21 protein-coding genes are annotated in these 25,054 nt (G+C 52.6%); 10 read left to right on the forward strand and 11 right to left on the reverse strand.

The annotated features are described in order from the left end of the window. Positions 1 to 57 precede the first annotated feature (57 nt). The 3 genes from aceF to pdhR all read right to left on the reverse strand — a co-directional run bounded on the left by aceF (position 58) and on the right by pdhR (position 5,553). A complete protein-coding gene (gene aceF, locus FDW98_RS06070) occupies positions 58 to 1,947 on the reverse strand; it encodes a pyruvate dehydrogenase complex dihydrolipoyllysine-residue acetyltransferase (RefSeq protein WP_096758281.1) in 1,890 nt (629 codons plus the stop codon). 14 nt (positions 1,948 to 1,961) lie between these two features. Then, a complete protein-coding gene (gene aceE, locus FDW98_RS06075; protein ID WP_096758282.1) occupies positions 1,962 to 4,625 on the reverse strand; it encodes a pyruvate dehydrogenase (acetyl-transferring), homodimeric type in 2,664 nt (887 codons plus the stop codon). A 163-nt stretch (positions 4,626 to 4,788) separates the two neighbouring features. Then, positions 4,789 to 5,553 (reverse strand): pyruvate dehydrogenase complex transcriptional repressor PdhR, encoded by a 765-nt coding sequence (gene pdhR / locus FDW98_RS06080; protein WP_096758283.1) that lies wholly within the window; start codon positions 5,551 to 5,553, stop codon positions 4,789 to 4,791. Positions 5,554 to 6,117: 564 nt separating this feature from the next. Between pdhR and aroP the strand changes: the two genes are divergently transcribed. From aroP to FDW98_RS06100, 3 genes are all read left to right on the forward strand, one after another. Further along, positions 6,118 to 7,491: an aromatic amino acid transporter AroP gene (gene aroP / locus FDW98_RS06090; protein ID WP_096758284.1), complete on the forward strand. Its 1,374-nt coding sequence runs from the start codon at positions 6,118 to 6,120 to the stop codon at positions 7,489 to 7,491. A gap of 155 nt (positions 7,492 to 7,646) precedes the next feature. Beyond that, on the forward strand, positions 7,647 to 9,053 hold the full coding sequence (locus FDW98_RS06095) for a glycoside-pentoside-hexuronide (GPH):cation symporter (protein WP_096758285.1): 1,407 nt from the start codon (positions 7,647 to 7,649) through the stop codon (positions 9,051 to 9,053). Next, positions 9,053 to 10,003 carry a family 43 glycosylhydrolase gene (locus FDW98_RS06100; RefSeq protein WP_096758286.1) on the forward strand — a complete coding sequence of 317 codons (951 nt, stop codon included), beginning with the start codon at positions 9,053 to 9,055 and terminating at the stop codon, positions 10,001 to 10,003. Before FDW98_RS06095 ends, FDW98_RS06100 begins: the two co-directional genes overlap by 1 nt. 81 nt (positions 10,004 to 10,084) lie before the next feature. On the opposite strand, the gene ampE is transcribed toward FDW98_RS06100, so the two are convergent. Both ampE and ampD read right to left on the reverse strand, forming a co-directional pair. Further along, positions 10,085 to 10,939, reverse strand: coding sequence for a beta-lactamase regulator AmpE (gene ampE, locus FDW98_RS06105; RefSeq protein ID WP_096758287.1), 855 nt, complete (start codon positions 10,937 to 10,939; stop codon positions 10,085 to 10,087). After that, positions 10,936 to 11,499, reverse strand: coding sequence for a 1,6-anhydro-N-acetylmuramyl-L-alanine amidase AmpD (gene ampD / locus FDW98_RS06110; RefSeq protein ID WP_096758288.1), 564 nt, complete (start codon positions 11,497 to 11,499; stop codon positions 10,936 to 10,938). Before ampD ends, ampE begins: the two co-directional genes overlap by 4 nt. Positions 11,500 to 11,586: 87 nt before the next feature. Here ampD and nadC point away from each other — a divergent pair, with 87 nt between their 5' ends. From nadC to hofC, 4 genes are all read left to right on the forward strand, one after another. Next, complete coding sequence (gene nadC / locus FDW98_RS06115; RefSeq protein ID WP_096759471.1) at positions 11,587 to 12,480, forward strand: carboxylating nicotinate-nucleotide diphosphorylase; 894 nt, start codon at positions 11,587 to 11,589, stop codon at positions 12,478 to 12,480. 231 nt (positions 12,481 to 12,711) lie between these two features. Next, a complete protein-coding gene (gene ppdD / locus FDW98_RS06120) occupies positions 12,712 to 13,149 on the forward strand; it encodes a prepilin peptidase-dependent pilin (protein ID WP_096758289.1) in 438 nt (145 codons plus the stop codon). A 9-nt stretch (positions 13,150 to 13,158) separates the two neighbouring features. Beyond that, entirely contained in the window at positions 13,159 to 14,544 is a 1,386-nt protein-coding gene (gene gspE / locus FDW98_RS06125) for a type II secretion system protein GspE (protein WP_096758290.1), read from the forward strand. Continuing rightward, positions 14,534 to 15,736 carry a protein transport protein HofC gene (gene hofC / locus FDW98_RS06130; RefSeq protein WP_096758291.1) on the forward strand — a complete coding sequence of 401 codons (1,203 nt, stop codon included), beginning with the start codon at positions 14,534 to 14,536 and terminating at the stop codon, positions 15,734 to 15,736. The genes gspE and hofC overlap by 11 nt, the downstream gene beginning before the upstream one ends. Before the next feature lie 109 nt (positions 15,737 to 15,845). Here the strand turns inward: hofC and FDW98_RS06135 are convergent, their stop codons facing one another. Continuing rightward, entirely contained in the window at positions 15,846 to 16,889 is a 1,044-nt protein-coding gene (locus tag FDW98_RS06135; protein ID WP_096758292.1) for a GMP reductase, read from the reverse strand. 225 nt (positions 16,890 to 17,114) lie between these two features. Here FDW98_RS06135 and coaE point away from each other — a divergent pair, with 225 nt between their 5' ends. From coaE to yacG, 3 genes are read left to right on the forward strand one after another with little or no spacing between them, the layout of a single operon-like run. Then, the gene (gene coaE, locus FDW98_RS06140) at positions 17,115 to 17,735 is read left to right on the forward strand and encodes a dephospho-CoA kinase (protein ID WP_096758293.1); all 621 of its coding nucleotides are present in this window, start codon (positions 17,115 to 17,117) and stop codon (positions 17,733 to 17,735) included. Continuing rightward, the gene (gene zapD, locus FDW98_RS06145; RefSeq protein WP_096758294.1) at positions 17,735 to 18,478 is read left to right on the forward strand and encodes a cell division protein ZapD; all 744 of its coding nucleotides are present in this window, start codon (positions 17,735 to 17,737) and stop codon (positions 18,476 to 18,478) included. The genes coaE and zapD overlap by 1 nt, the downstream gene beginning before the upstream one ends. A 9-nt stretch (positions 18,479 to 18,487) precedes the next feature. Continuing rightward, complete coding sequence (gene yacG, locus FDW98_RS06150) at positions 18,488 to 18,682, forward strand: DNA gyrase inhibitor YacG (RefSeq protein WP_096758295.1); 195 nt, start codon at positions 18,488 to 18,490, stop codon at positions 18,680 to 18,682. 101 nt (positions 18,683 to 18,783) lie between these two features. On the opposite strand, the gene mutT is transcribed toward yacG, so the two are convergent. The 5 genes from mutT to ftsZ all read right to left on the reverse strand — a co-directional run bounded on the left by mutT (position 18,784) and on the right by ftsZ (position 24,952). Next, entirely contained in the window at positions 18,784 to 19,173 is a 390-nt protein-coding gene (mutT, locus tag FDW98_RS06155) for an 8-oxo-dGTP diphosphatase MutT (protein ID WP_096758296.1), read from the reverse strand. A 56-nt stretch (positions 19,174 to 19,229) separates the two neighbouring features. Continuing rightward, positions 19,230 to 21,935 (reverse strand): preprotein translocase subunit SecA, encoded by a 2,706-nt coding sequence (gene secA, locus FDW98_RS06160; RefSeq protein WP_096758297.1) that lies wholly within the window; start codon positions 21,933 to 21,935, stop codon positions 19,230 to 19,232. 60 nt (positions 21,936 to 21,995) lie between these two features. Beyond that, complete coding sequence (secM, locus tag FDW98_RS06165; RefSeq protein WP_096758298.1) at positions 21,996 to 22,502, reverse strand: secA translation cis-regulator SecM; 507 nt, start codon at positions 22,500 to 22,502, stop codon at positions 21,996 to 21,998. 280 nt (positions 22,503 to 22,782) lie between these two features. Continuing rightward, complete coding sequence (lpxC, locus tag FDW98_RS06170; RefSeq protein WP_045439825.1) at positions 22,783 to 23,700, reverse strand: UDP-3-O-acyl-N-acetylglucosamine deacetylase; 918 nt, start codon at positions 23,698 to 23,700, stop codon at positions 22,783 to 22,785. A gap of 100 nt (positions 23,701 to 23,800) precedes the next feature. Next, entirely contained in the window at positions 23,801 to 24,952 is a 1,152-nt protein-coding gene (gene ftsZ / locus FDW98_RS06175; protein WP_003018753.1) for a cell division protein FtsZ, read from the reverse strand. Positions 24,953 to 25,054: the final 102 nt, after the last annotated feature.

Here is a 25,054-nt window from a genome sequence, read left to right on the forward strand (position 1 = left end):
CTCACTGACTTCATGAGATTACCAGAAAAAAGCCGGCCGTCGGGCCGGCTTTTTCGCTTACATCACCAGACGGCGAATGTCAGACAGCGTGTTGTTGATGATGGTAATGAAACGAGCACCATCAGCACCGTCAATCACGCGGTGGTCAAAGGAGAGAGAAATCGGCATCATCAGACGCGGAGTAAACTCTTTACCATTCCACACCGGTTCAATAGCCGACTTGGACACGCCAAGGATAGCCACTTCAGGCGCGTTCACAATCGGTGCGAAGTGGGTAGTCCCCAGGCCGCCGATGCTGGAGATAGTGAAGCAACCGCCCTGCATTTCGCCAGCCGTCAGCTTACCATCACGCGCTTTCTTAGAGATCACCGTCAGTTCACGAGACAGCTCGGTAATGCTCTTCTTGTTCACATCTTTAAAGACCGGAACAACCAGACCATTTGGCGTATCGACCGCAACACCGATGTTGATGTATTTCTTCAGCGTCAGCTTCTGACCATCTTCGGACAGGGAGCTGTTGAAGCGTGGCATCTGCTCAAGAGCCGCTGCGACCGCTTTCATGATGAAGACTACTGGGGTGAATTTCACATCCAGTTTACGCTTCTCAGCTTCGGCGTTCTGCTGTTTACGGAACGCTTCCAGATCGGTGATATCGGTTTTATCGAAGTGGGTAACGTGCGGGATCATCACCCAGTTACGGCTCAGGTTAGCGCCCGAGATTTTCTGGATACGGCCCAGTTCCACTTCTTCGATTTCACCAAACTTGCTGAAGTCCACTTTCGGCCAAGGCAGCATGCCCGGGATGCCGCCGCCAGCCGCAGCTGCCGGTGCAGATTCAGCGCGTTTAACCGCGTCTTTCACGTAAGCCTGAACGTCTTCGCGCAGGATACGACCTTTACGGCCAGACCCTTTCACTTTCGCCAGGTTCACACCGAATTCGCGCGCAAGGCGACGAATCAGCGGCGTTGCATGGACGTAAGCGTCGTTTTCTGCGAAGTCAGATTTGCCTTCAGCTTTTGCTGCCGGAGCCGGAGCTGCGGCAGGGGCAGGTGCTGCGGCCTGAGCCGGAGCAGCCGCTTGGGCAGGGGCAGCAGCCGGTGCCGCGCCTTCAACTTCGAAGACCATAATCAGAGAACCGGTTTTCACTTTATCGCCGGTGCTGATTTTGATTTCTTTCACGGTACCCGCGAACGGTGCCGGCACTTCCATCGACGCTTTGTCACCTTCAACGGTGATCAGTGACTGCTCAGCGGCAATTTTATCGCCCACTTTGACCATCACTTCAGTGACTTCAACTTCGTCACCACCGATGTCCGGTACGTTAACTTCTTTAGAGCCAGACGCTGCCGGAGCCGCTGCGGCTGCCGGTGCAGCAGCCTGAGCTGGTGCCGCGGCTGGCGCGCTACCAGCGACTTCGAAGACCATAATCAGGGAGCCAGTAGACACTTTGTCGCCGGTGTTGATTTTGATCTCTTTCACGGTACCCGCGAAAGGTGCCGGGACTTCCATAGAGGCTTTGTCGCCTTCTACGGTGATCAGAGACTGCTCAGCCGCAACGGTGTCGCCGACTTTGACCATAATCTCGGTGACTTCAACTTCGTCGCCGCCGATGTCCGGTACGTGTACGTCTTTCGCTGCTGCCGCAGCAGGTGCAGCTGCCGGAGCGGCTGCTTGCTTCTCTTCTGCCGGAGCAGGTGCAGCAGCTGCTGTACCGTCGGCGGAATCGAAAATCATGATCAGTTTGCCGGTCTCAGTTTTGTCGCCAACAGAGACTTTGATCTCTTTAACGATACCCGCCTGAGGGGACGGAACTTCCATAGAGGCTTTGTCGCCTTCTACGGTGATCAGCGACTGTTCAGCTTCAACTTTGTCGCCTACTTTGACCAGGATCTCGGTGATTTCAACTTCATCAGCCCCGATGTCCGGTACATTGATTTCGATAGCCATGTTTCTTTTACCTCTTACGCCAGACGCGGGTTAACTTTATCTGCATCGATATTGAATTTGGTGATAGCGTCAGCAACCACTTTCTTATCGATTTCGCCACGTTTAGCCAGTTCGCCCAGTGCCGCTACAACCACATAGGAAGCATCAACTTCGAAGTGGTGACGCAGGTTTTCACGGCTGTCAGAGCGACCGAAGCCGTCAGTACCCAGTACGCGATAATCATCAGCCGGTACATAAGTACGAACCTGTTCGGCAAACAGTTTCATATAGTCAGTAGATGCTACAGCCGGTGCGTCGTTCATCACCTGAGCGATGTACGGAACGCGCGGAGTTTCCAGCGGATGCAGCATGTTCCAGCGCTCACAATCCTGGCCATCACGCGCCAGTTCAGTGAAGGACGTGACGCTATACACGTCAGAACCTACGCCGTAGTCGTTCGCCAGGATCTGCGCTGCTTCACGGACGTGACGCAGGATAGAACCAGAGCCCAACAGCTGAACTTTACCTTTCTTACCTTCGAGGGTTTCGAGTTTGTAGATACCTTTACGGATACCTTCCTCAGCACCTTCCGGCATTGCCGGCATGTGGTAGTTTTCGTTCAGCGTGGTGATGTAGTAGTAAACGTTCTCTTGTTTCTCACCGTACATACGCTCCAGACCATCGTGCATGATGACCGCAACTTCGTACGCGTAAGACGGATCGTAAGAGATACAGTTCGGAATAGTCAGAGACTGAATATGGCTGTGACCATCTTCGTGCTGCAGACCTTCACCGTTCAGCGTCGTACGACCAGAAGTCCCGCCGATCAGGAAGCCGCGCGCCTGCTGGTCACCCGCCTGCCAGCACAGGTCACCGATACGCTGGAACCCGAACATGGAGTAGTAGATGTAGAACGGGATCATCGGCAGATCGTTGGTGCTGTAAGAGGTCGCAGCCGCCAGCCAGGATGCACCAGCACCCAGTTCGTTGATACCTTCCTGCAGGATCTGACCTTTTTCGTCTTCTTTGTAGTAAGCAACCTGCTCACGGTCCTGCGGGGTGTACTGCTGTCCGTTCGGGCTGTAGATACCAATCTGACGGAACAGACCTTCCATACCGAAAGTACGTGCTTCATCGGCGATGATCGGCACCAGACGATCTTTAATCGACTTGTTCTTCAGCATCACGTTCAGGGCACGAACGAAAGCGATAGTGGTGGAGATTTCTTTGTTCTGCTCTTCCAGCAGCGCACCGAAGTCTTCCAGCGCCGGCAGCTCCAGCTTCTCAGTGAAGTTAGGCTGACGAGCCGGCAGGTAGCCGTGCAGTTTCTGACGCTGAGCGTGCAGATAGGTATGCTCTTCAGAACCTTCCGGGAAGGTAATGTAAGACAGGTTTTCAACCTGCTCATCGGTAACTGGAACGTTGAAACGGTCGCGGATGTAACGCACGCCGTCCATGTTCATTTTCTTAACCTGGTGAGCGATGTTTTTACCTTCGGCGGTGTCACCCATGCCGTAACCTTTGATGGTATGGGCGAGGATTACAGTTGCTTTGCCTTTGGTTTCCTGCGCTTTTTTCAGTGCAGCGTAAACTTTCTTCGGATCGTGACCGCCACGGTTCAGCGCCCAAATCTGCTCGTCAGTCCAGTCAGCAACCAGTGCTGCGGTTTCCGGGTATTTACCGAAGAAGTGCTCACGAACATACGCGCCGTCTTTGGATTTGAAGGTCTGGTAGTCGCCGTCAACGGTTTCGTTCATCAGCTGGATCAGTTTACCGCTGGTGTCTTTACGCAGCAGCTCATCCCAACGACCGCCCCACATGACTTTGATCACGTTCCAGCCAGCACCTGCGAAGATGCCTTCCAGTTCGTTAACAATCTTGCCGTTACCGGTGACCGGGCCGTCAAGACGCTGCAGGTTACAGTTGATAACAAAGACCAGGTTGTCCAGTTTTTCACGGGTCGCGATGGTGATAGCGCCTTTAGATTCTGGCTCATCCATCTCGCCGTCGCCCAGGAAGGCATAAACGGTCTGCTTAGAGGTATCTTTCAGGCCACGGTGTTCCAGATACTTCAGGAATTTAGCCTGGTAGATAGCACCGATTGGACCCAGACCCATGGATACGGTCGGGAACTGCCAGAATTCAGGCATCAGTTTCGGGTGCGGATAGGAAGACAGGCCTTTGCCATGAACTTCCTGACGGAAGTTGTTCATCTGCTCTTCAGTCAGACGACCTTCCAGGAATGCACGTGCATAGATGCCTGGAGAGATGTGGCCCTGGAAGTAAATCAGGTCGCCGCCATCCTGCTCGTTGCGTGCACGGAAGAAATGGTTGAAGCACACATCATATACCGTTGCGGAGGACTGGAAGGATGCCATGTGGCCACCCAGCTCGAGGTCCTTTTTAGACGCACGCAGTACGGTCATGATGGCGTTCCAGCGGATAGCAGAACGAATACGACGTTCCAGCTCCAGATTGCCCGGGTATTCCGGCTCATCTTCAACGGCAATAGTGTTTACATAATTGCTGGCCCCTGTACCTGCCGCTACTTTCACGCCGCCTTTGCGGGCTTCTGAAAGCAGTTGGTCGATCAGATACTGAGCACGCTCAACACCTTCTTCACGGATGACCGATTCGATCGCCTGTAGCCAGTCGCGAGTTTCGATCGGATCCACGTCATTTGGGAAACGTTCTGACATGGGGGTATTCCTTATCTATCTAATACGTTGAGTTATCTGGAACCTGTCCCATTACGTTCTCGCCAGAGAGCGTAATAAGACAGGTTCTGCGTTTAGTTGCCGCGCACTTTAAATGGCGCTTGATTTACAACATCTTCTGGTTAACTAGCTGCCAGAAAAATCACTAATTCTTTCGTTGCTCCAGGCGGCGTAAGGCGCGTTCACGACGGCTTTCCTCACGGCTTCTGTCCAGGAGAATTTCTTCGATAAACGCCAGGTGGCGGTGGGACGCTTCACGCGCCTCTTCCGGCTTCCCGGCGATAATCGCTTCAAAAATACGCGTACGGTGACTGCTTACCAGCGGCAACATATCCCGACGCGAATACAGCAATTCAAAGTTTTGACGAACGTTCTGGGCCAGCATCGGCTCCATACAACGGAGCAAATGGAGCAGTACCACATTGTGCGCCGCTTCGGTGACAGCAATTTGATACTGGAGAACGGCATCAGATTCGCCGTCAAGATCGCCGGACTGTTGAGCAAGCTCGATCGCATGGTGGAGTTCACGGATACGCGTTTTATCTTCATCTGTGCTGCGTAGTGCGGCGTAATAAGCAGCAATACCTTCCAGCGCATGGCGCGTCTCAAGCAGGTCAAACTGGGATTCAGGATGGTCGGAGAGCAACTCTACCAGTGGGTCGCTAAAGCTCTGCCACAGGCTGCTCTGAACAAAAGTGCCACCGCCCTGACGACGAAGCAGCAAACCCTTCGCTTCGAGACGTTGGATCGCCTCGCGCAAGGAGGGACGGGAGACGTCGAACTGTTTTGCCAGTTCACGTTCCGGTGGGAGTTTTTCTCCGGGGCGAAGTGTCCCCTCAAGAATTAAAAACTCCAGCTGCTGCTCAATCACATCGGAGAGTTTTGGTTGGCGGATTTTGCTGTAGGCCATGATTTCCTGTCTTAAGCCATTTGCCCGGAGTCAATTGGTCTTACCAATTTCATGTTCTTGACGCTAAAGTAACAAAGTATTCACCTTCTGTCCATACAGGTTTTGATTGAAATCAGTAAAGGAGGCATATTTTAACAACATTACAGAAATAACGTTTCAAACATGTAACTATGCACAAATGTTAAATTTACCCACCACGAGGTAGTTTTAACGTAATTGAAACGAAAAATTATCTCATCTGAACCGATTCACCTGCTTAAATATCGATTTAAAAAGCAAAATTAACGAATAAAAATTCAAAATGGAAATTTTGTGGTAGATAAACTCGCGCTTACAAATGGTTTCTTTTTATTCAACTCGTCATCCTCCCTTCATAAAGCAGGTGCATTCGCGCTCGCATAACATTATTCTGATTAAGACAAAAGTATTTAGGCAACATTTTACTAAGCATCACCGTAAACAAATTAATACAACAAACGGAATTGCAAACTTACACACGCGTCACTGCGTGGTTCAAAATATAAGTACTCAAAAGATGAAGAGTAAAACCACACACGAGGTTTCATGATGGAAAGTCAACAGCATGGCGATCAGCTAAAGCGCGGTCTTAAAAACCGCCATATACAGCTTATCGCGCTGGGTGGCGCGATAGGCACCGGGTTATTCCTCGGTAGCGCGTCCGTTATCCAGTCTGCAGGGCCAGGGATTATCCTGGGTTACGCTATCGCCGGTTTTATCGCCTTTTTAATTATGCGCCAGCTAGGTGAAATGGTGGTTGAAGAGCCGGTAGCCGGTTCCTTCAGCCACTTTGCCTATAAGTACTGGGGCGGTTTCGCTGGATTCTCCTCCGGCTGGAACTACTGGGTGCTGTACGTTCTGGTTGCCATGGCTGAGCTGACTGCCGTCGGAAAATACATCCAGTTCTGGTACCCGGAGATCCCTACCTGGGCCTCTGCCGCCGTCTTTTTCGTGGTAATCAACGCTATCAACCTGACCAACGTAAAAGTATTCGGTGAGATGGAGTTCTGGTTTGCCATTATTAAGGTTATTGCGGTCGTGGCGATGATCCTGTTCGGTGGCTGGCTGCTATTTAGCGGCAACGGTGGCCCGCAGGCCAGCGTCAGCAACCTGTGGGATCAAGGTGGCTTCCTGCCACATGGCTTCACCGGTCTGGTGATGATGATGGCCATTATCATGTTCTCCTTTGGCGGGCTGGAGCTGGTCGGAATCACTGCGGCAGAAGCGGATAACCCGGAGCAAAGCATTCCGAAAGCGACCAACCAGGTTATTTACCGTATCCTGATTTTCTATGTAGGTTCACTGGCCGTCCTGCTCTCCCTGATGCCGTGGACGCGCGTAACGGCAGATACCAGCCCATTTGTCCTTATCTTCCACGAACTCGGCGACACGTTTGTTGCTAACGCACTGAACGTTGTAGTGCTGACCGCCGCCCTGTCTGTCTATAACAGTTGTGTGTATTGCAACAGTCGTATGCTGTTCGGTCTGGCTCAACAGGGCAACGCGCCAAAAGCGCTGATGAACGTGGATAAACGTGGCGTTCCGGTGAATACCATCCTCGTCTCCGCGCTGGTCACCGCCCTGTGCGTCCTGATCAACTACCTGGCGCCGGAATCTGCCTTTGGCTTACTGATGGCACTGGTGGTCTCTGCGCTGGTGATCAACTGGGCGATGATCAGCCTTGCACACATCAAGTTCCGCAAAGCGAAACAACAGCAGGGCGTCGCCAGTCGCTTTCCGGCGCTGTTCTATCCGCTGGGTAACTGGGTTTGCCTGATTTTCATGGCGGCAGTGCTGGTAATTATGCTGATGACGCCGGGCATGGCAATCTCCGTTTACCTGATCCCAGTGTGGATTGCTATTCTTGGCGTCGGTTATCTGTGTAAGCAGAAAACAGCCAGAGCGGTTAAAGCACATTAATTTTCACCCCCTGCCTGCAAAGGCAGGGGGTGTTACCTGCCTCACACTTTCCCACAGACGACTATTTCATCCATATCAGCGGCGCTATCCTGCAACGCAAAAACACGTTCACCAGACAATAATTCTCTCCATATCTTATTTATGGAGCGCAGTTGATGGAAACCAGTAAACTGTCGGTGAAAGAAAAAATCGGCTATGGTATGGGCGATGCCGGATGCAACATCATATTTGGCGCTATCATGCTGTTTGTTAACTATTTTTATACTGACATATTTGGCCTCGCCCCTGCATTGGTCGGCGTTTTATTACTCTCAGTTCGCGTTATTGATGCCGTAACTGACCCGATAATGGGCGCAATGGCCGATCGCACACGCAGTAAATATGGCCGGTTTCGTCCATGGCTTTTATGGATGGCTTTCCCCTACGCATTATTCAGCGTACTGATGTTTACCACCCCAGAGTGGACGTACAACAGCAAAGTTATCTATGCGTTTGTCACTTACTTCCTGCTGTCTATCACCTACACGGCGATCAATATTCCCTACTGCTCACTCGGCAGCGTCATCACCAACGACCCGAAAGAGCGTGTCGCCTGTCAATCCTACCGCTTTGTGCTGGTGGGCATTGCTACCCTGCTACTTTCTCTCACTTTGCTGCCGATGGCTGACTGGTTCGGTGGAGAAGACAAAGCGAAGGGCTATCAGATGGCGATGGCTGTACTGGCCTTTATTGGCATGTGCATGTTCCTGTTTTGCTTTGCGACAGTACGCGAGCGCGTGCGTCCTGCCGTCCAGACCAACGACGATTTAAAAGCCGATCTGAAAGATGTCTGGAAGAACGATCAGTGGGTAAAAATCCTGTTGTTAACCCTGTGCAACGTCTGCCCGGGCTTTATTCGCATGGCTGCCACCATGTACTACGTCACCTGGGTTATGCAACAAAGCACACACTTTGCCACCTTGTTTATTAGCCTCGGCGTTGTCGGCATGATGATCGGCAGTATCCTGGCGAAGGTGTTAACCGACCGCTGGTGCAAACTGAAAGTGTTCTTCTGGACCAATATCGTACTGGCGATTTTCTCTGGCGCGTTTTACTTCTTCGATCCAAAAGCTACCGTGATGATTATGGTGCTCTACTTCCTGCTCAACATCCTGCATCAGATCCCTTCTCCGCTGCACTGGTCGTTGATGGCCGATGTCGATGACTACGGCGAGTGGAAGACCGGAAAACGCATCACCGGTATCAGCTTCTCCGGCAACCTGTTCTTCCTGAAACTGGGTCTGGCGATTGCCGGGGCGATGGTCGGATTCCTGCTCTCCTGGTACGGTTACGACGCAGGTGCTAAAGCACAAAGCGAGTCCGCCATTAACGGTATCATGCTGCTGTTCACCCTTATTCCGGGCGTGGGCTATCTGATTACTGCTGGCGTAGTTCGTCTGCTGAAAGTTGACCGCGAGTTTATGCAGCAAATCCAGTCAGACCTGGAAAAGCGTCGCGCCAACTACCGTGAATTGAATGAGTATCACGACGTTAAATCTCCTGAAAATGCAAGGAAAGCCTGATGAATCAGTGGCCTAACCCTTTTATCGAACAGCGTGCCGATCCGTTTATTCTCCGTGACGGCAGCCACTATTATTTCATTGCTTCGGTACCGGAATACGATCGTCTGGAGATCCGGCGGGCTGACTCCCTGGAAGGTCTACGCACCGCCGCTGCGGTGGTTATCTGGCGCAAACCAGACAGCGGCCCGATGAGCGAACTGATCTGGGCACCGGAGATCCATCATATTGCTGGCAAGTGGTACATCTATTTTGCCGCTACGCACACTCAGGCACTCGACAAGCAGGGAATGTTCCAGCATCGCATGTTCGCCCTCGAGTGTGCAGATGCCGACCCGCTAACCGGCACCTGGACCGAGAAAGGCCAGATTAAAACGCAGTTTGATACCTTCGCCCTGGATGCCACCACTTTTAACCACCAGGGAAAGCAGTGGTATCTGTGGGCGCAAAAATCCCCCGATATTGCCGGGAATTCCAATATTTATCTCGCGGAGCTGGAAAATCCGTGGACGATTAAAGGCGAGCCGGTAATGCTCAGTCATCCAGAGTACGACTGGGAGTGCCGTGGCTTTTGGGTCAACGAAGGCCCTGCCGTGATGGTGCACGGCGACAAACTGTTCATCAGCTATTCCGCCAGCGCCACCGACGAAAACTACTGCATGGGGTTACTGTGGATTGATCTCAGTGCCGATCCACTGAACCCGGATAACTGGCACAAATCTCCGCGTCCTGTCTTTACCACCAGCTACGAAAATCGTCAGTTCGGACCGGGACATAATAGCTTTACGCAAACGCCGGAAGGGGAAGATGTGCTGGTGTACCATGCGAGGAACTACACCGAGATTGAGGGCGACCCGCTATACGATCCCAACCGCCATACACGTTTGAAACTCGTACGCTGGGACGAAAACGGCATGCCGGATTTTGGCATCCCACCTGCTGATACATTCTAAAACCATTGCCCGGTGGCGCTGCGCTTACCGGGCCTACATATGGTGTAGGCCGGATAAGCGTTAGCGCCATCCGGCATAACGCTATACTAATGTCCCATAAATGGTCAGTAACGCAATAATCACTACCACCACAAACGATGTTTTTTTCGCCAGCGCCACGGCGGCTTTTGGCGTTTCGACTTTATCGGTGTGCGGTTCGCGCGCCAGCGAGAACTGCGCCAGGCGTGTTAACACCTGATACTGCGAAGTATGCAAATCCGCCAGAGAAGCAAACCACGCAGGCAGCGCCTTCTCACCATGCCCCAACAGCGCATAAACCACACCCGCCAACCGCACGGGGATCCAGTCCAGCACATGCAGGATCGCATCAATTCCCGACTGCAAACGCTGATGCGGGGTCTGATAGCGTGCCAGCCAGGACTGCCACGCACGTAAAAAGGCATAACCGACCAGCGTCACCGGTCCCCACGCGCCGCCGACAATCAGCCAGAATAGCGGTGCCAGATAAAAGCGAAAGTTATTCCACAACAGCGCATTTTGCAGCTCGCGTAAATACTCACGCTCATTGCATTCCGGCGGGACGCCATGGATAAGCGTTAACTCACTGGCCATCGCCTCACGGGCATGGGCATCATTGCGCAACGCCGCATTCAGGTACGCATGATAATGCAGACGCACCTTACCCGCGCCGATGCACAGCACGCCAATTAAGATCCACACCACCAGCAACGGAACGTTAAACAGCAGTCCGTACAGCGCACGCAGCAGCAGGAATGTCACCCCCATCGCTATCATTGTCATGCCAAGGGTTCGGGCCATAGAAAAATGCTTAATCCGGCGAAAAAAAGCTTCCGTTCGGTGATCGAGCTGCCAGTGTTCACCCAGCTTAAACAAGCGCTCAACGATCAGCACCAGTAATGTTGTAAACAGCGTCATGTCATCTCCTTGTGTGACGAGGGGGTGACCAGAGCGCGAAACCTTTCCCAGTCAAAAGACGCGCCAGGATCGGTCTTACGCTCGGGCGCAATATTGCAATGCCCGGTTATGTTATTGGCAATCGCCGGATAACGCTGAATCAGGACATGCGTTACAGCCGCCAACTGCTGGTACTGCGCATCGGTATAGGCCAGCGTATCCGTCCCTTCCAGCTCAATACCGATCGAAAAATCATTACAACGCTCACGTCCCTGATAGTTCGACACGCCAGCATGCCAGGCACGTTTATCAAAAGGGACATACTGGACGATTTCACCATCGCGGCGAATCAGACAATGGGCCGAAACGCGCAAATGGGCGATTTCAGCAAAAAAAGGATGGGCGTTAGGATCAATTGTTCCCGTGAATAACGCGTCGATCCACGGACCACCAAATTCACCCGGCGGCAGGCTGATATTATGTACCACCAGCAAAGAAGGGTTTTCGTCATCCGGGCGGCAATCATAATGAGGAGAAGGAACGCGTCGCGCCTCCGCCAGCCAACCCTTATCTAACAACATGCAGAATCTCCTTATTGGTGGTGCTCATATCGGGTTCAGGGTAGCATGTTTCTCTCTTATGATTCGTTAGCTATTTGGAGTTTTATCATGCCGCCTCGCCGCTATAACCCTGACTCCCGACGTGACGCGCTGTTGGAACGTATCAACCTGGATATCCCTGCCGCTGTCGCTCAGGCGCTGCGTGAAGATTTAGGCGGCGACGTTGATGCCAGGAACGATATCACCGCACAACTTTTGCCAGAGGATATGCGCTCCCACGCCACCGTGATTACCCGCGAAGAGGGCGTTTTTTGTGGAAAACGTTGGGTGGAAGAGGTCTTTATTCAACTTGCTGGCGATGATGTAAAAATCAGCTGGCACGTTGAAGATGGCGACAGCATTAAAGCGAATCAGCCATTGTTTGAACTGGACGGCCCCTCCCGCGTATTGCTGACCGGCGAACGCACCGCCCTTAACTTTGTGCAGACGTTGTCCGGCGTCGCCAGTGAAGTACGGCGCTACGTCGACCTGCTGACAGGGACAAAGACGCAGCTACTGGATACGCGTAAAACCCTGCCAGGGCTACGTACCGCGCTAAAATATGCCGTGCTGTGCGGCGGTGGCGCGAATCACCGTCTGGGACTTTCTGACGCTTTCCTGATTAAAGAAAATCACATTATTGCCTCTGGCTCGGTGCGTCAGGCCGTAGAGAAAGCCTTCTGGCTGCACCCGGACGTTCCTGTTGAAGTGGAAGTGGAAAGTCTGGATGAACTGGACGACGCGCTGAAAGCCGGGGCGGACATCATCATGCTCGACAATTTCAAGACCGACCAAATGCGCGAAGCGGTAAAACGGACCAACGGCCAGGCGCGTCTGGAGGTTTCAGGAAACGTCACCTATGAAACGCTGCGTGAGTTTGCCGAAACCGGCGTGGATTTCATCTCCGTCGGTGCTCTGACCAAGCATGTGCGCGCGCTCGATCTCTCCATGCGTTTTCGTTAATTGCTCATGGTAATGCCCGATGGCACTTCGCTTATCGGGCCTACAACCCCAGCCGGATAAAGCATTTACGCTGCCATCCGGCAGTTTCTTCGCATTCCCTCGCAAATACGTTGTCTGCTTGTGTAATTTCGTAAAAACCCTCTGAACCTGCCTTCCCGTTCTATTTTTTGCCCCTCGCCTAAGCACCTTCCGGTTTGCCACAGTAGCGTCAGCTAACTCAAGGAGCGAACTATGGACAAGCAACGAGGCTTCACGCTTATCGAACTGATGGTGGTCATTGGCATCATTGCCATTCTCAGCGCCATCGGTATTCCGGCTTATCAGAACTATCTACGTAAGGCAGCACTGACCGACATGCTGCAAACCTTTGTCCCCTACCGCACGGCTGTCGAACTCTGCGCGCTGGAGCATGGTGGTACGGATACCTGTGATGCCGGGGCCAATGGTATTCCCTCTCCTGCCACCACGCGCTATGTCTCCGGCATGAGCGTCGAAAAAGGCGTCGTCAGCCTCACCGGGCAGGAAAGCCTCAACGGCCTGAGCGTGACCCTGACGCCCAACTGGGACAATGCCAACGGTATTACCGGCTGGAGCCGGAGCTGCAATATCCAAAATGACGGTGCTTTACAGCAGGCCTGTGAAGACGTTTTCCGCTTTGATGCCAACTAAGGAACAGAGATGAATACCACGCAACTGACGGCACTGTGCCAACGCTATCAAGGAATATTACTGGATGCAGACAATGACGTGGTTCACATCGCCGTCGTGGATGCGCCTTCTCACGAACTGCTGGATGCCCTGCATTTTGCCACCACCAGACGCATCGACATCGTGTGCTGGACGCGACAGCAAATGGAAGGACATGCGCACAAACCGCGGCAAATGCTGCCAGCGGTCATCCCTGAAAGCAGCGCGACGGCAGCAGAATTACTCACACAGACGCTACAATCCGCGCTGGCAAAACGGGCATCTGATATTCACATTGAGCCCGCACAACATCGCTATCGGATACGGCTACGTGTAGACGGCGTACTGCACACGTTACCTGAGGTGCTAACGGAGATGGGTATCGCGCTCACCGCAAGGTTAAAAGTGCTGGCCAGTCTGGACATTGCCGAGCACCGACTACCGCAGGATGGGCAATTTACCGTTGAGATTTCAGGTGCCCCCATCTCATTTCGCATTGCGACACTCCCCTGTCGCTACGGAGAAAAAGTGGTGTTACGCCTGCTGCATCAGGTTGAGCAGGCGTTGGAAATTAACGCGCTGGGTATGCAGGACGCGCAGCTGGCCGCCTTTGCGCAAGCCTTACAGCAGCCCCAAGGGTTGATTCTGGTCACCGGTCCTACCGGGAGCGGCAAAACGGTCACGCTTTACAGCGCGCTACAAACCCGAAATACCCCGGAGGTGAATCTGTGCAGTGTAGAAGATCCAGTAGAGATCCCGATTGACGGGGTAAACCAGACGCAAATTCACCCGCGCGCAGGCCTGACGTTTCAGGGGGTATTACGTGCGCTGTTGCGCCAGGATCCCGACATTATTATGGTGGGTGAAATCCGCGACGGTGAAACAGCAGAGATCGCCCTTAAAGCCGCGCAAACCGGCCATCTGGTTCTTTCAACGCTGCATACCAACTCCACCAGTGAAACACTGGTACGCCTGCAGCAAATGGGCGTCGCCCGTTGGATGATCGCCTCCGCGCTGACGCTGGTTATTGCCCAGCGATTAGTCAGAAAGCTTTGCCCCCATTGTCGGCGACGTCTTGATGTCCCGGTCACGCTGCCAACATCGCTCTGGCCCACGCCGCTTCCGCGTTGGCAGGCTCCAGGCTGCGAACACTGCTATCGGGGATTTTATGGCCGCACGGCGCTGTTTGAAGTGCTGCCTGTCACGCCCACAGTACGCCAGCTCATCGCTAACGGTACCACTGCTGACGGGGTGGAATCCGATGCCCGGCAGGCGGGAATGAATTCGCTTTTTGAGAACGGATGTCAGGCGGTTGAACAAGGGTTAACGACGTTTGAAGAGCTCATTCGCGTACTGGGCATGCCCCATGCCCATTAAGCAACTTTGGCGATGGCAGGGCATAAATGCTCAGGGTCAGCCAGCGGAAGGTGCGCTATGGTCGGACGACCGCCCCTCGCTGGTCTTTGCCCTGCAACAACTGCACATTACGCCAATTCGTATTACGAGCATGCGAGTTAAAACTTCGCACTGGCGTCGAGAACGAAGCACGGAAGTCATACACCAGCTGGCTACATTACTGAAAGCAGGGTTGACGCTGTCTGACGGATTAACCCTGCTTGCCGAACAGCATCCCAGCAGCCAGTGGCAGGCGCTGCTGCGCTCGCTGGCTTACGACATGGAACAAGGTATTTCACTGTCCGCCTCGCTATCGCGTTGGCAACACGTTTTTCCGCCACTTTACCAGGCAATGATCCGCACCGGAGAGCTTACCGGCAAACTGGACGTCTGCTGTTTTGAACTGGCCCGCCAGCAGAAACAACAGCAGCAACTGACCGATAAAGTTAAAAAAGCACTGCGTTACCCGGTCATCATTCTCACCATGGCAGTAATAGTCGTCATCGCGATGCTGCACTTTGTACTACCTGAATTTGCCGCCATCTATCGTACGTTCAACACCCCGCTACCGGCGTTAACGCAGGGGATTATGACCCTTGCCCATTACAGCAGTCGATGGGGATGGATGATCGGATTACTCGGCCTGGTGCTGGGGGTGACATATAGCCTGATACAGCAAAAACCATCCTGGCTTATTCTGCGTCAGCGTTTTTTGCTGCGCTGTCCGGTTATGGGACCGCTGGTCAGGGGCCAAAAACTCACGCAGATCTTCACCGTTCTGGCGTTGACGCAAAATGCGGGAATTCCCTTTCTACAAGGTCTGGAGAGCGTAGCGGAAACCCTCGACTGCCCTTTCTGGTCACAACGATTAGCGCAGGTACACCGAGACATCAGTGCCGGAAAACCGGTCTGGCAAGGGCTGAAAAATGCTGGAGAATTTAGTCCACTGTGTTTACAGCTGGTGAGAACCGGTGAAGCTTCCGGCTCGCTGGATGCGATGCTGCATAATTTGGCCCGGCATCATAGCGAAAACACAATGTCTCAGGCCGAGAATCTGGCTGCGCTGCTTGAGCCTGCATTGCTTGTGATTACGGGATTAATTATCGGCACGCTGGTGGTGGCGATGTATTTACCGATTTTTCATCTGGGAGATGCGATGAGCGGAATGGGGTAAATTCAGATGCCGGATGGCGGCGTAAACGCCGTATCCGGCCTACGAAAATCATGAACGTAGGCCGGATAAGCTGAGTGCCATCAGGCATTTTACAGCGTGCTATTTGTTCTTACAGGCTATTGAAAATACGGTTTTCTTGTTCCTGCACACGAATAAAGGTTGTACGTTTGGTCAACTCTTTCAGACGAGACGCGCCGACGTAAGTGCAGGCAGAACGCAGACCGCCGAGGATATCACGGGCGGTATTCTCAACCGGACCGCGCAGTGGCAGCTTAACGGTTTTACCTTCTGCTGCACGGTACTGGGCAACACCACCCACGTGACGCGTCATGGCGGACTCAGAGCTCATACCGTAGAACAGCATAAATTTCTCACCGTTCTCTTCCACCACTTTACCGCCGCTTTCTTCGTGACCGGCCAGCATACCGCCCAACATGACGAAGTCTGCACCGCCGCCAAACGCTTTTGCCACGTCACCCGGCATCGTGCAACCGCCATCGCTGACAATCATACCGCCCAGACCGTGTGCAGCATCCGCACATTCGATAACCGCTGACAGCTGCGGATAGCCCACGCCGGTTTTTACTCGTGTGGTACAAACAGAACCTGGACCAATGCCGACTTTGACGATATCCGCGCCAGAAAGCACCAGCTCTTCACACATTTCACCGGTCACCACATTACCGGCACAGATTGTTTTCGTCGGCCATGCTTCGCGTGCTTTCGACACAAACTGAACGAAATGCTCTGAGTAGCCATTTGCCACATCAATGCAAATGAAGTTCAGCGCAGGATTCAGCGCCAGAATTTGTTTGGTTTTTTCGAAATCGGTGTCAGATGTCCCGGTCGAAACCATCACGTGTTTGATGACATCAGCAGATGCTTTCGCCACGAAAGCAGACCAGTCTTCTACGGAATAGTGTTTATGTACAGCAGTCAGAATGTCGAAAGAGGCAAGCGCGGTTGCCATGGCAAACGTTCCGACAGTGTCCATATTTGCGGCGATGATTGGCACGCCGGACCATGCCTGACCTGAATGTTTAAAGGTAAATTGACGTTCCAGCTCAACATCGGAACGGCTTTTGAGAGTAGAACGCTTAGGGCGGATAAGAACGTCTTTGAAACCTAACTTCAGATCTTCTTCGATACGCATGTGCGGATTCCTGGGGTTAATGGCGAAAAATCGAAACTCACAACTCCAGTGACGCTATCATACGCACTAATCAATACCGCGCAAGACTGCGAAATTCTCTTTTTTTACGCTACAATCCCATAAATTTACCTGGCGCAGAGTAGGTCAATCCTGCAGCAGCCTCGCCTTCGCATGCTTAACTTTTAACTGTTTGATAATCAAACTTAAACTCCAGGATCCGGATCTATGAGGTATACGGTAGCCTTAACTGGCGGTATTGGCAGTGGTAAAAGTACCGTTGCCAATGCGTTCGCTGACCTCGGAATAAACGTGATTGACGCCGATATTATTGCGCGTCAAGTTGTTGAGCCTGGTATGCCTGCCCTTAACGCGATTGCTGAACATTTTGGCAGTGAACTCATCGCCGCAGATGGCACGTTGCAACGGCGAATTTTACGCGAACGTATTTTTTCCGATCCTGATGAAAAATCCTGGCTGAACGCCTTGCTCCATCCACTGATTCAACAGGAAACTCAGCGCCAGTTTCAGCAAGCGACATCACCTTATCTGTTATGGGTTGTCCCCCTGCTGGTTGAAAACTCATTGTACAAAAAAGCCAATCGCGTACTCGTGGTGGATGTTACTCCCGAGACCCAGCTCAGACGAACCATGCAGCGTGATGATGTGACACGCGAACATGTTGAACAAATTTTGGCAGCCCAGGCAACACGTGAAGCTCGTCTTGCCGTGGCTGACGATGTTATTGATAATAATGGCGCACCGGATGCCATCACCTCGGATGTCGCCCGCCTGCACGCGCGCTATTTGCACTGCGCGTCGCAGTTTGTCTCACAGGAAAAACCGTAATGCACACCCAGGTCCTTTTTGAACACCCTCTCAATGAGAAGATGCGTACATGGCTGCGCATTGAGTTTCTGACCCAGCAACTCTCCGTTAACTTACCCATTGCCGATTATGCAGGCGCACTGCATTTTTTTAGAAATATTGGGGATTTACTGGATGTATTTGAACGCGGCGAAGTCCGCACCGAACTCCTCAAGGAACTGGAACGACAACAGCGTAAACTTCAGGCCTGGGTTGAAGTTCCCGGCGTCGATCAAAGCAGAATAGATGCCCTGCGCCAGCAGTTAAAAAGCGCAGGCAGCGTTTTAATTTCAGCACCGCGTATTGGACAAACGCTACGTGAAGATCGCCTGATTGGTCTTGTACGCCAGCGTTTAAGTATTCCTGGTGGATGCTGCAGTTTTGATTTGCCAACTCTGCATATCTGGCTGCATCTGCCTCAGTCGCAGCGAGATGCGCAGGTTGAAAACTGGCTTGCCAGCCTGAATCCACTGACTCAGGCGCTGACGCTGGTTCTGGATTTAATCCGTAATTCGGCACCGTTCCGTAAGCAAACTAGCCTGAACGGTTTTTACCAGGATAACGGTGACGATGCGGATTTGCTACGTTTGCATCTGCCGCTTGATTCACAGCTCTACCCGCAGATATCCGGTCATAAGAGCCGTTTTGCCATTCGTTTTATGCCGCTGGATAGCGAAAATGGCCAGGTACCAGAACGCCTCGATTTTGACCTGGCGTGCTGTTAAGGAGTAAACATGTCTGAACAAACCATCGTCAACTGCCCAACCTGTGGTAAACCCGTCGTCTGGGGAGACGCGAGTCCGTTTCGCCCATTTTGCTGTAAACGCTGTCAGTTAATCGATTTGGGCGAATGGGCCGCAGAAGAGAAGCGTATTCCCAGCTCCGGCGACTTATCAGAAAGCGATGACTGGAGCGAAGAACAGCAGTAATTCTGCTAAAGCGTAGGCCGGATAAGGCAACGCCGCATCCGGCATTTTTATGCCATTCTGCCGGATGACGCTGCGCTTATCAGGCCTACGAACACCGTTCACTATCCCGCAATCAGCTTGTTAATCACCGGTTCATTGGCCGGCGGAAAATCCTCTGCATCCAGTGCAGACTGCGCAATCCACTGCGCCGGTTGCCCCTCTTTACCCCATGGCTCACCTTCCCAGCTGTCGACCAGCCAGAACCACAGCGTGATGTGTCGGTCCGGGAACGCGTACTCCAGCTTTTCGAACAGCGTACTATGAACGGGTGTAATTCCGACTTCTTCCTGTAGCTCTCTAATCAGCGCCTGCTCAGGGGTTTCGCCGGCTTCAATTTTGCCACCGGGGAATTCCAGCTTATTCGCCATGTGGGCATCCGCAGCCCGCTGAGTAATAAAAATCTCATTCTGCTGATTACGAATAATCCCAACGGCAATTTGCAGTATTTTCATTTTGTTTATCCATAAAAAAGGCGCAGAATTCTGCGCCTTTTCAGTGAGTTATTTGCTTAGCTCAATCGACCATGGCACTGCTTGAATTTTTTACCGGAACCGCAAGGGCACGGATCGTTACGACCGACTTTACGATTGCCGGTCTGCGCAGCAAGTTCTTCTGCTACAGCAGATTCATCATCTTTGTGGCTCAGTTGCTGCATCTGCGCTAAACGCTCAGCATCTTCGCGACGCTGCTGCTCCATTGCTTCGACTTCTTCAGGCATACGTACCTGAACTTTGCTCAGAGTACTGATCACTTCATATTTCAGCGACTCCAGCATCGATGCAAACATAGAGAAGGATTCACGCTTGTATTCCTGCTTCGGATCTTTCTGCGCATAACCACGCAGGTGAATACCCTGACGCAGGTAGTCCATTGCCGCCAGGTGCTCTTTCCACAGGGAATCGAGGGTTTGCAGCATCACGCCTTTTTCGAAGTGGCGCATCATTTCTGCGCCTACAACCTCTTCTTTACGCTGATACACTTCAATGGCGTTAGCCAGAATACGTTCACGCAGCGTCTCTTCATGCAGCTCAGGTTCTTTATCCAGCCACTCTGAAATCGGCATCTCGAGGTCGAAATCGTTTTTCAAACGTTCCTGCAGGCCCGGAATATCCCACATTTCTTCCAGCGACTGAGGCGGAATATAGGCATCAATAGTGACTTTGAAGACGTCTTCACGAATGCTGTTAATCGTTTCGCTAACGTCAGTCACATCCAGCAGTTCGTTACGCTGGGTGTAGATGGCGCGACGCTGATCGTTGGCAACGTCATCGTATTCCAGCAGCTGTTTACGAATATCGAAGTTGCGGCTTTCTACTTTACGCTGCGCGTTGGCGATGGCTTTAGTTACCCACGGGTGCTCGATCGCTTCGCCCGGCTTCATACCCAGTTTACGCATCATTCCTGACACACGGTCAGAGGCAAAAATACGCATCAACGCATCTTCCATCGACAGGTAGAACCGAGAAGAACCCGCATCCCCCTGACGGCCAGAACGACCACGCAGCTGGTTATCGATACGACGAGATTCGTGACGTTCGGTACCTATGATGTGTAAACCACCGGAGGCTAATACCGCGTCGTGACGCACCTGCCAGTCGGCTTTAATCTGCGCGATTTGCTCTTCGGTCGGGTTCTCCAGCTCGGCAACTTCTGCCTGCCAGCTCCCGCCCAGCACGATATCCGTACCACGACCCGCCATGTTGGTGGCGATGGTCACGGCTGACGGATAACCCGCCTGTGCAACGATCGCCGCTTCGTTGGCGTGGAACTTGGCATTCAGCACGTTGTGCTTAATACCGGCTTTGGTTAGCTCGTTAGAAACCACTTCAGATTTTTCGATGGAGATAGTCCCCACCAGCACCGGCTGACCGTTAGCGGTACGCTCTTTAATATCTTCAATAATAGCCTGAATTTTTTCCGCTTCAGTCATGTACACCAGATCCGGTAAATCCTTACGGATCATCGGACGGTTGGTCGGCACGACAACGGTATCCAGTTTGTAGATAGAGCTGAACTCAAACGCTTCGGTATCCGCTGTACCGGTCATACCGGCCAGTTTTTCGTACAAACGGAAGTAGTTCTGGAAGGTGATGGATGCCAGCGTCTGGTTTTCATTCTGGATATCCACGCCTTCTTTCGCTTCAACGGCCTGGTGCAGACCATCGGACCAGCGACGGCCCTGCATGGTACGTCCGGTGTGTTCGTCGACAATGATAACTTCGCCGTCTTTCACAATGTAATCAACATCGCGAGTAAACAGGACGTGCGCGCGCAGCGCGGCGGTTACGTGATGCATCAGCATAATGTTGCCCGGAGAGTACAGTGACTCGCCTTCATCCATGATGCCTTCATTCACCAGCAGTTCTTCGATCAGTACCAGACCTCGTTCGGTCAGGTTCACCTGACGCGCCTTCTCATCGACAGAGAAGTGGCCTTCGCCCTGGAAGGAGTCAGAATCGTCTTTCTCCTGACGCACCAGATGCGGGATGATTTTGTTCACTTTTTTATACATTTCCGAGCTATCTTCAGCCGGGCCGGAAATGATCAGCGGCGTACGCGCTTCATCGATCAGGATGGAGTCAACTTCATCCACCAGCGCATAGTGCAGTTTACGCTGAACACGCTCTTCCGGGCTAAACGCCATGTTGTCGCGCAGGTAGTCAAAGCCGTATTCGTTGTTGGTACCGTAGGTGATATCGGCGGCATAGGCTTCACGCTTAGCAGGCGCGGGCAGGCCAGACATGTTGATCCCTACGGTCATACCGAGGAATTCGAACAGTGGGCGGTTATTCTCGGCATCACGCTGTGCCAGATAGTCGTTGACGGTCACCACGTGTACGCCTTTACCGCTTAACGCGTTCAGGTATGCCGGCAGCGTCGCGGTCAGCGTTTTACCTTCACCGGTACGCATCTCAGCGATGCAGCGCTCGTTGAGTACCATGCCGCCCAGCAGCTGCACGTCGAAGTGGCGCATACCAAATACGCGTTTACTCGCTTCACGTACCACCGCGAATGCTTCAGGGATCAGGCTCTCAACGGTCGCGCCTTTTTCCAGACGCGCGCGGAACTCAGCGGTCTTCGCTTTCAGTTCATCATCGGAGAGTTTTTCCATCTCCGGTTCTATGGCATTGATGACGTTGACCACTTTGCGCATACGACGCAGTGTACGTTCGTTACGACTACCGAATACTTTCGTTAATAATTTGATTAGCATAATAAAATCTCAAACGCCCCGCAGCGCGGAGTCAAAAATTATAGTTGGAAGGTTCTTTTTTTAGCTGAGGCGTTGAGGACCGGCGCGGATCCCCTGCAGCTGGCTTATCCAGACAGGAACGCTAAACGCGGCTTGAGAAGAAAAATGGGCATACGTCACGCGACTTACGGTCGCCGGCGGATTGCCTTCCTGCGTCAGCATCGCGCTGAGCGTATTCAGTAAAGCAAGACGATGCGCCTGATTCGGCAATGGATCTTCGGCAACGGGTAACGCCTGAGGAGCCATGGCAAAAGAAAGGTGGCGGATAACCGTACGAATAGCATGCTGATGCCAGTAATCGACGGTAAAATTCGGGCGACGATTGCTCGCCTCCAGCAACGCCAATTGGCTAAAGTTGACCTTAGCTGATTGATCGTGATTACGGGTGGTCGCCTTGGCGGGGGTATTCGGTTCAGCGGCATTACCGATCGCGGGCAGGCCAAAACTCGCCGCGACCATCCCCAATAAGAGATGCGGCCAGAAGTACCGTCTGCCTAACTGTCGCCAGCGCGTCAGTATTCCACTCACGTTTTTGCCACCTGATATACCCTGCATTTGGGGTTATAAATTCAAAACGATTTTTGCGCACGGATCTTATCATTAAAGCGACCGCTCCACAGCAGTAATGACAACCCGCTATGGGAAAATATGCTCAACAAAGCAGCGATCGCACACTATTTTAACGTTACGGCAGGGAAAGTTTGCGTTGAGAAAGGCTGCGTTAGTGAGTATATAAAAAAAACGACTGGCTTACCTGGCCGGAGAGAGTACCAGATTTACCAGTCGAATTTTGCGACAACGGGTGTCGTTACGCCAGTACGGTCGAAGGTGCTTTGAACGCCAGCGGCAGTTCTGCATCGTCCTGGAAGGTCACAAATTCCCAAGCTTCCTGTTTTGCCAGGACAGCCTGCAACAATTTATTATTTAATGCATGACCGGATTTATACGCGGTGAATGCACCAATAATGTTGTGACCACACATGAACAAGTCACCAATCGCGTCGAGCATTTTGTGACGAACGAATTCATCTTCAAAACGCAGGCCGTCTTCGTTCAATACGCGATAATCGTCAACAACGATGGCACAATCGAAGCTACCGCCCAGGCACAGGCCACGGGACTGCAGATATTCGATATCACGCATGAAGCCGAAAGTACGCGCACGGCTAATCTGGCGCATAAACGCATCCGCAGAGAAGTTCATCGCATAGCGCTGGGTGCTGGAATCAATCGCCGGATGGTTAAAGTCGATGGTAAAGTCCAACGAGAAACCATTGTACGGTTTGAATTCAGCCCACTTGTCGCCATCTTCGACACGAACGGTCTCTTTGATGCGTACAAATTTTTTGGCGCAGTTCAGTTCTTCAATACCTGCGTCAAGCAGCAGGTAAACGAACGGAGCAGCACTGCCATCCATGATCGGGATTTCCGGGGCATTAACCTCAATAACGATGTTATCGATGCCTAAGCCCGCCAGAGCAGCGTTGAGGTGCTCAACGGTTGAAATCCGTACATCATGCTCATTGACCAGACACGTACAGAGCATGGTATCACGCACAGATTTGGCATCGGCCGGGAAATCTACCGGAGGATTCAAGTCGGTGCGACGATAGATGACCCCGGTGTTGGCCGGCGCAGGGCGTAATGTCAGGGTGACTTTTTTGCCGGTATGCAAACCGACGCCAGTCGCCTGAACGATACGTTTAAGAGTCCTTTGTTTGATCATCGTATAATCTCGCCAAATTACCTATCCAACCGAAGTGTACTATACATTCGGTGGGCCAGTTTAGCACAAAGAGGCACAATTCCCAAATTCCAGCTAATTCTTAATCAGCTTGCTTACGCAGGAATGCGGGGATATCCAGATAATCCGGCTCTTTGGTGGTCTGCGGCGTATTGTCGTTGACCACTTTTGCTACCGGTTTCTGCTCTTGCGTCAACGGCGCCATACCGTGCTGCTGGTAACGATCCATTACCGGCTGCTGTACCTGCTTGTTGGTCACCAGGGTGATTTCCGGACGCTTGTCCATACCAATTCCAGTGGCCACCACGGTGACGCGCAGTTCGTCGTTCATATCCGGGTCCAGAGAGGTACCGATAACCACGGTCGCGTTATCCGAAGCAAATGCACGGATGGTGTTGCCCACGGTTTCGAACTCATCCAGACGCAGGTCGAAGCCCGCAGTGATGTTGACCAGCACGCCGCGTGCGCCAGACAGATCGATGTCTTCCAGCAGCGGAGAAGAGATCGCCATTTCAGCAGCTTCTTCTGCACGGTCTTCACCGCTCGCCACGCCAGATCCCATCATCGCGTAGCCCATTTCGGACATCACGGTGCGTACGTCTGCAAAGTCAACGTTCATCAGACCCGGACGGGTGATCAGCTCAGCGATACCCTGAACCGCGCCTTTCAGCACGTCGTTCGCTGCGCCAAACGCGTCCAGCAGTGAAATACCGCGACCCAATACTTTCAGCAGTTTGTCGTTCGGGATAGTGATCAGAGAGTCCACATGTTTGGACAGCTCGGTGATACCCTGCTCCGCGAATGCCATACGCTTCTTGCCTTCAAAGTTGAAAGGCTTAGTCACGACAGCAACGGTCAGAATACCTAAATCTTTTGCTACTTCAGCAACCACTGGCGCTGCACCGGTACCAGTACCGCCGCCCATGCCTGCTGCGATGAACACCATGTCTGCGCCGTCAAGCGCTGCACGCAGAGCTTCACGATCTTCATCAGCCGCATTGCGACCGACTTCCGGGTTTGCACCCGCGCCCAGACCTTTGGTAATACCGCTACCAATCTGAATGGTCTGTCCAACCGCAGTCTTACGCAACGCCTGAGCGTCGGTATTCACCGCGAAGAATTCAACACCTTCGATGCGCTCGCGCACCATGTGTTCAACGGCATTACCGCCGCCGCCACCGACGCCGATGACTTTAATCACCGCGTCGTTGGTTAGTTCCATAGGTTCAAACATAGTTTCTCTCTCCGTTTTACACTTCATCCTTCAAGCCGCCTCTTTGTTGGCTGCCTTCACTCACTCCCGTCACATAGTAAACTATGCTCCAGAAGATTCGCT

Source organism: Citrobacter sp. wls711, from assembly GCF_005281055.1.
Taxonomy (GTDB): Bacteria; Pseudomonadota; Gammaproteobacteria; order Enterobacterales; family Enterobacteriaceae; genus Citrobacter; species Citrobacter gillenii.

Coding starts and splice junctions, on each gene's coding strand:
- aceF (WP_096758281.1), bottom strand. CDS start 1,947: ATGGCTATCGAAATCAATGTACCGGACATCGGGGCTGATGAAGTTGAA.
- aceE (WP_096758282.1), bottom strand. CDS start 4,625: ATGTCAGAACGTTTCCCAAATGACGTGGATCCGATCGAAACTCGCGAC.
- pdhR (WP_096758283.1), bottom strand. CDS start 5,553: ATGGCCTACAGCAAAATCCGCCAACCAAAACTCTCCGATGTGATTGAG.
- aroP (WP_096758284.1), top strand. CDS start 6,118: ATGATGGAAAGTCAACAGCATGGCGATCAGCTAAAGCGCGGTCTTAAA.
- FDW98_RS06095 (WP_096758285.1), top strand. CDS start 7,647: ATGGAAACCAGTAAACTGTCGGTGAAAGAAAAAATCGGCTATGGTATG.
- FDW98_RS06100 (WP_096758286.1), top strand. CDS start 9,053: ATGAATCAGTGGCCTAACCCTTTTATCGAACAGCGTGCCGATCCGTTT.
- ampE (WP_096758287.1), bottom strand. CDS start 10,939: ATGACGCTGTTTACAACATTACTGGTGCTGATCGTTGAGCGCTTGTTT.
- ampD (WP_096758288.1), bottom strand. CDS start 11,499: ATGTTGTTAGATAAGGGTTGGCTGGCGGAGGCGCGACGCGTTCCTTCT.
- nadC (WP_096759471.1), top strand. CDS start 11,587: ATGCCGCCTCGCCGCTATAACCCTGACTCCCGACGTGACGCGCTGTTG.
- ppdD (WP_096758289.1), top strand. CDS start 12,712: ATGGACAAGCAACGAGGCTTCACGCTTATCGAACTGATGGTGGTCATT.
- gspE (WP_096758290.1), top strand. CDS start 13,159: ATGAATACCACGCAACTGACGGCACTGTGCCAACGCTATCAAGGAATA.
- hofC (WP_096758291.1), top strand. CDS start 14,534: ATGCCCATTAAGCAACTTTGGCGATGGCAGGGCATAAATGCTCAGGGT.
- FDW98_RS06135 (WP_096758292.1), bottom strand. CDS start 16,889: ATGCGTATCGAAGAAGATCTGAAGTTAGGTTTCAAAGACGTTCTTATC.
- coaE (WP_096758293.1), top strand. CDS start 17,115: ATGAGGTATACGGTAGCCTTAACTGGCGGTATTGGCAGTGGTAAAAGT.
- zapD (WP_096758294.1), top strand. CDS start 17,735: ATGCACACCCAGGTCCTTTTTGAACACCCTCTCAATGAGAAGATGCGT.
- yacG (WP_096758295.1), top strand. CDS start 18,488: ATGTCTGAACAAACCATCGTCAACTGCCCAACCTGTGGTAAACCCGTC.
- mutT (WP_096758296.1), bottom strand. CDS start 19,173: ATGAAAATACTGCAAATTGCCGTTGGGATTATTCGTAATCAGCAGAAT.
- secA (WP_096758297.1), bottom strand. CDS start 21,935: ATGCTAATCAAATTATTAACGAAAGTATTCGGTAGTCGTAACGAACGT.
- lpxC (WP_045439825.1), bottom strand. CDS start 23,700: ATGATCAAACAAAGGACTCTTAAACGTATCGTTCAGGCGACTGGCGTC.
- ftsZ (WP_003018753.1), bottom strand. CDS start 24,952: ATGTTTGAACCTATGGAACTAACCAACGACGCGGTGATTAAAGTCATC.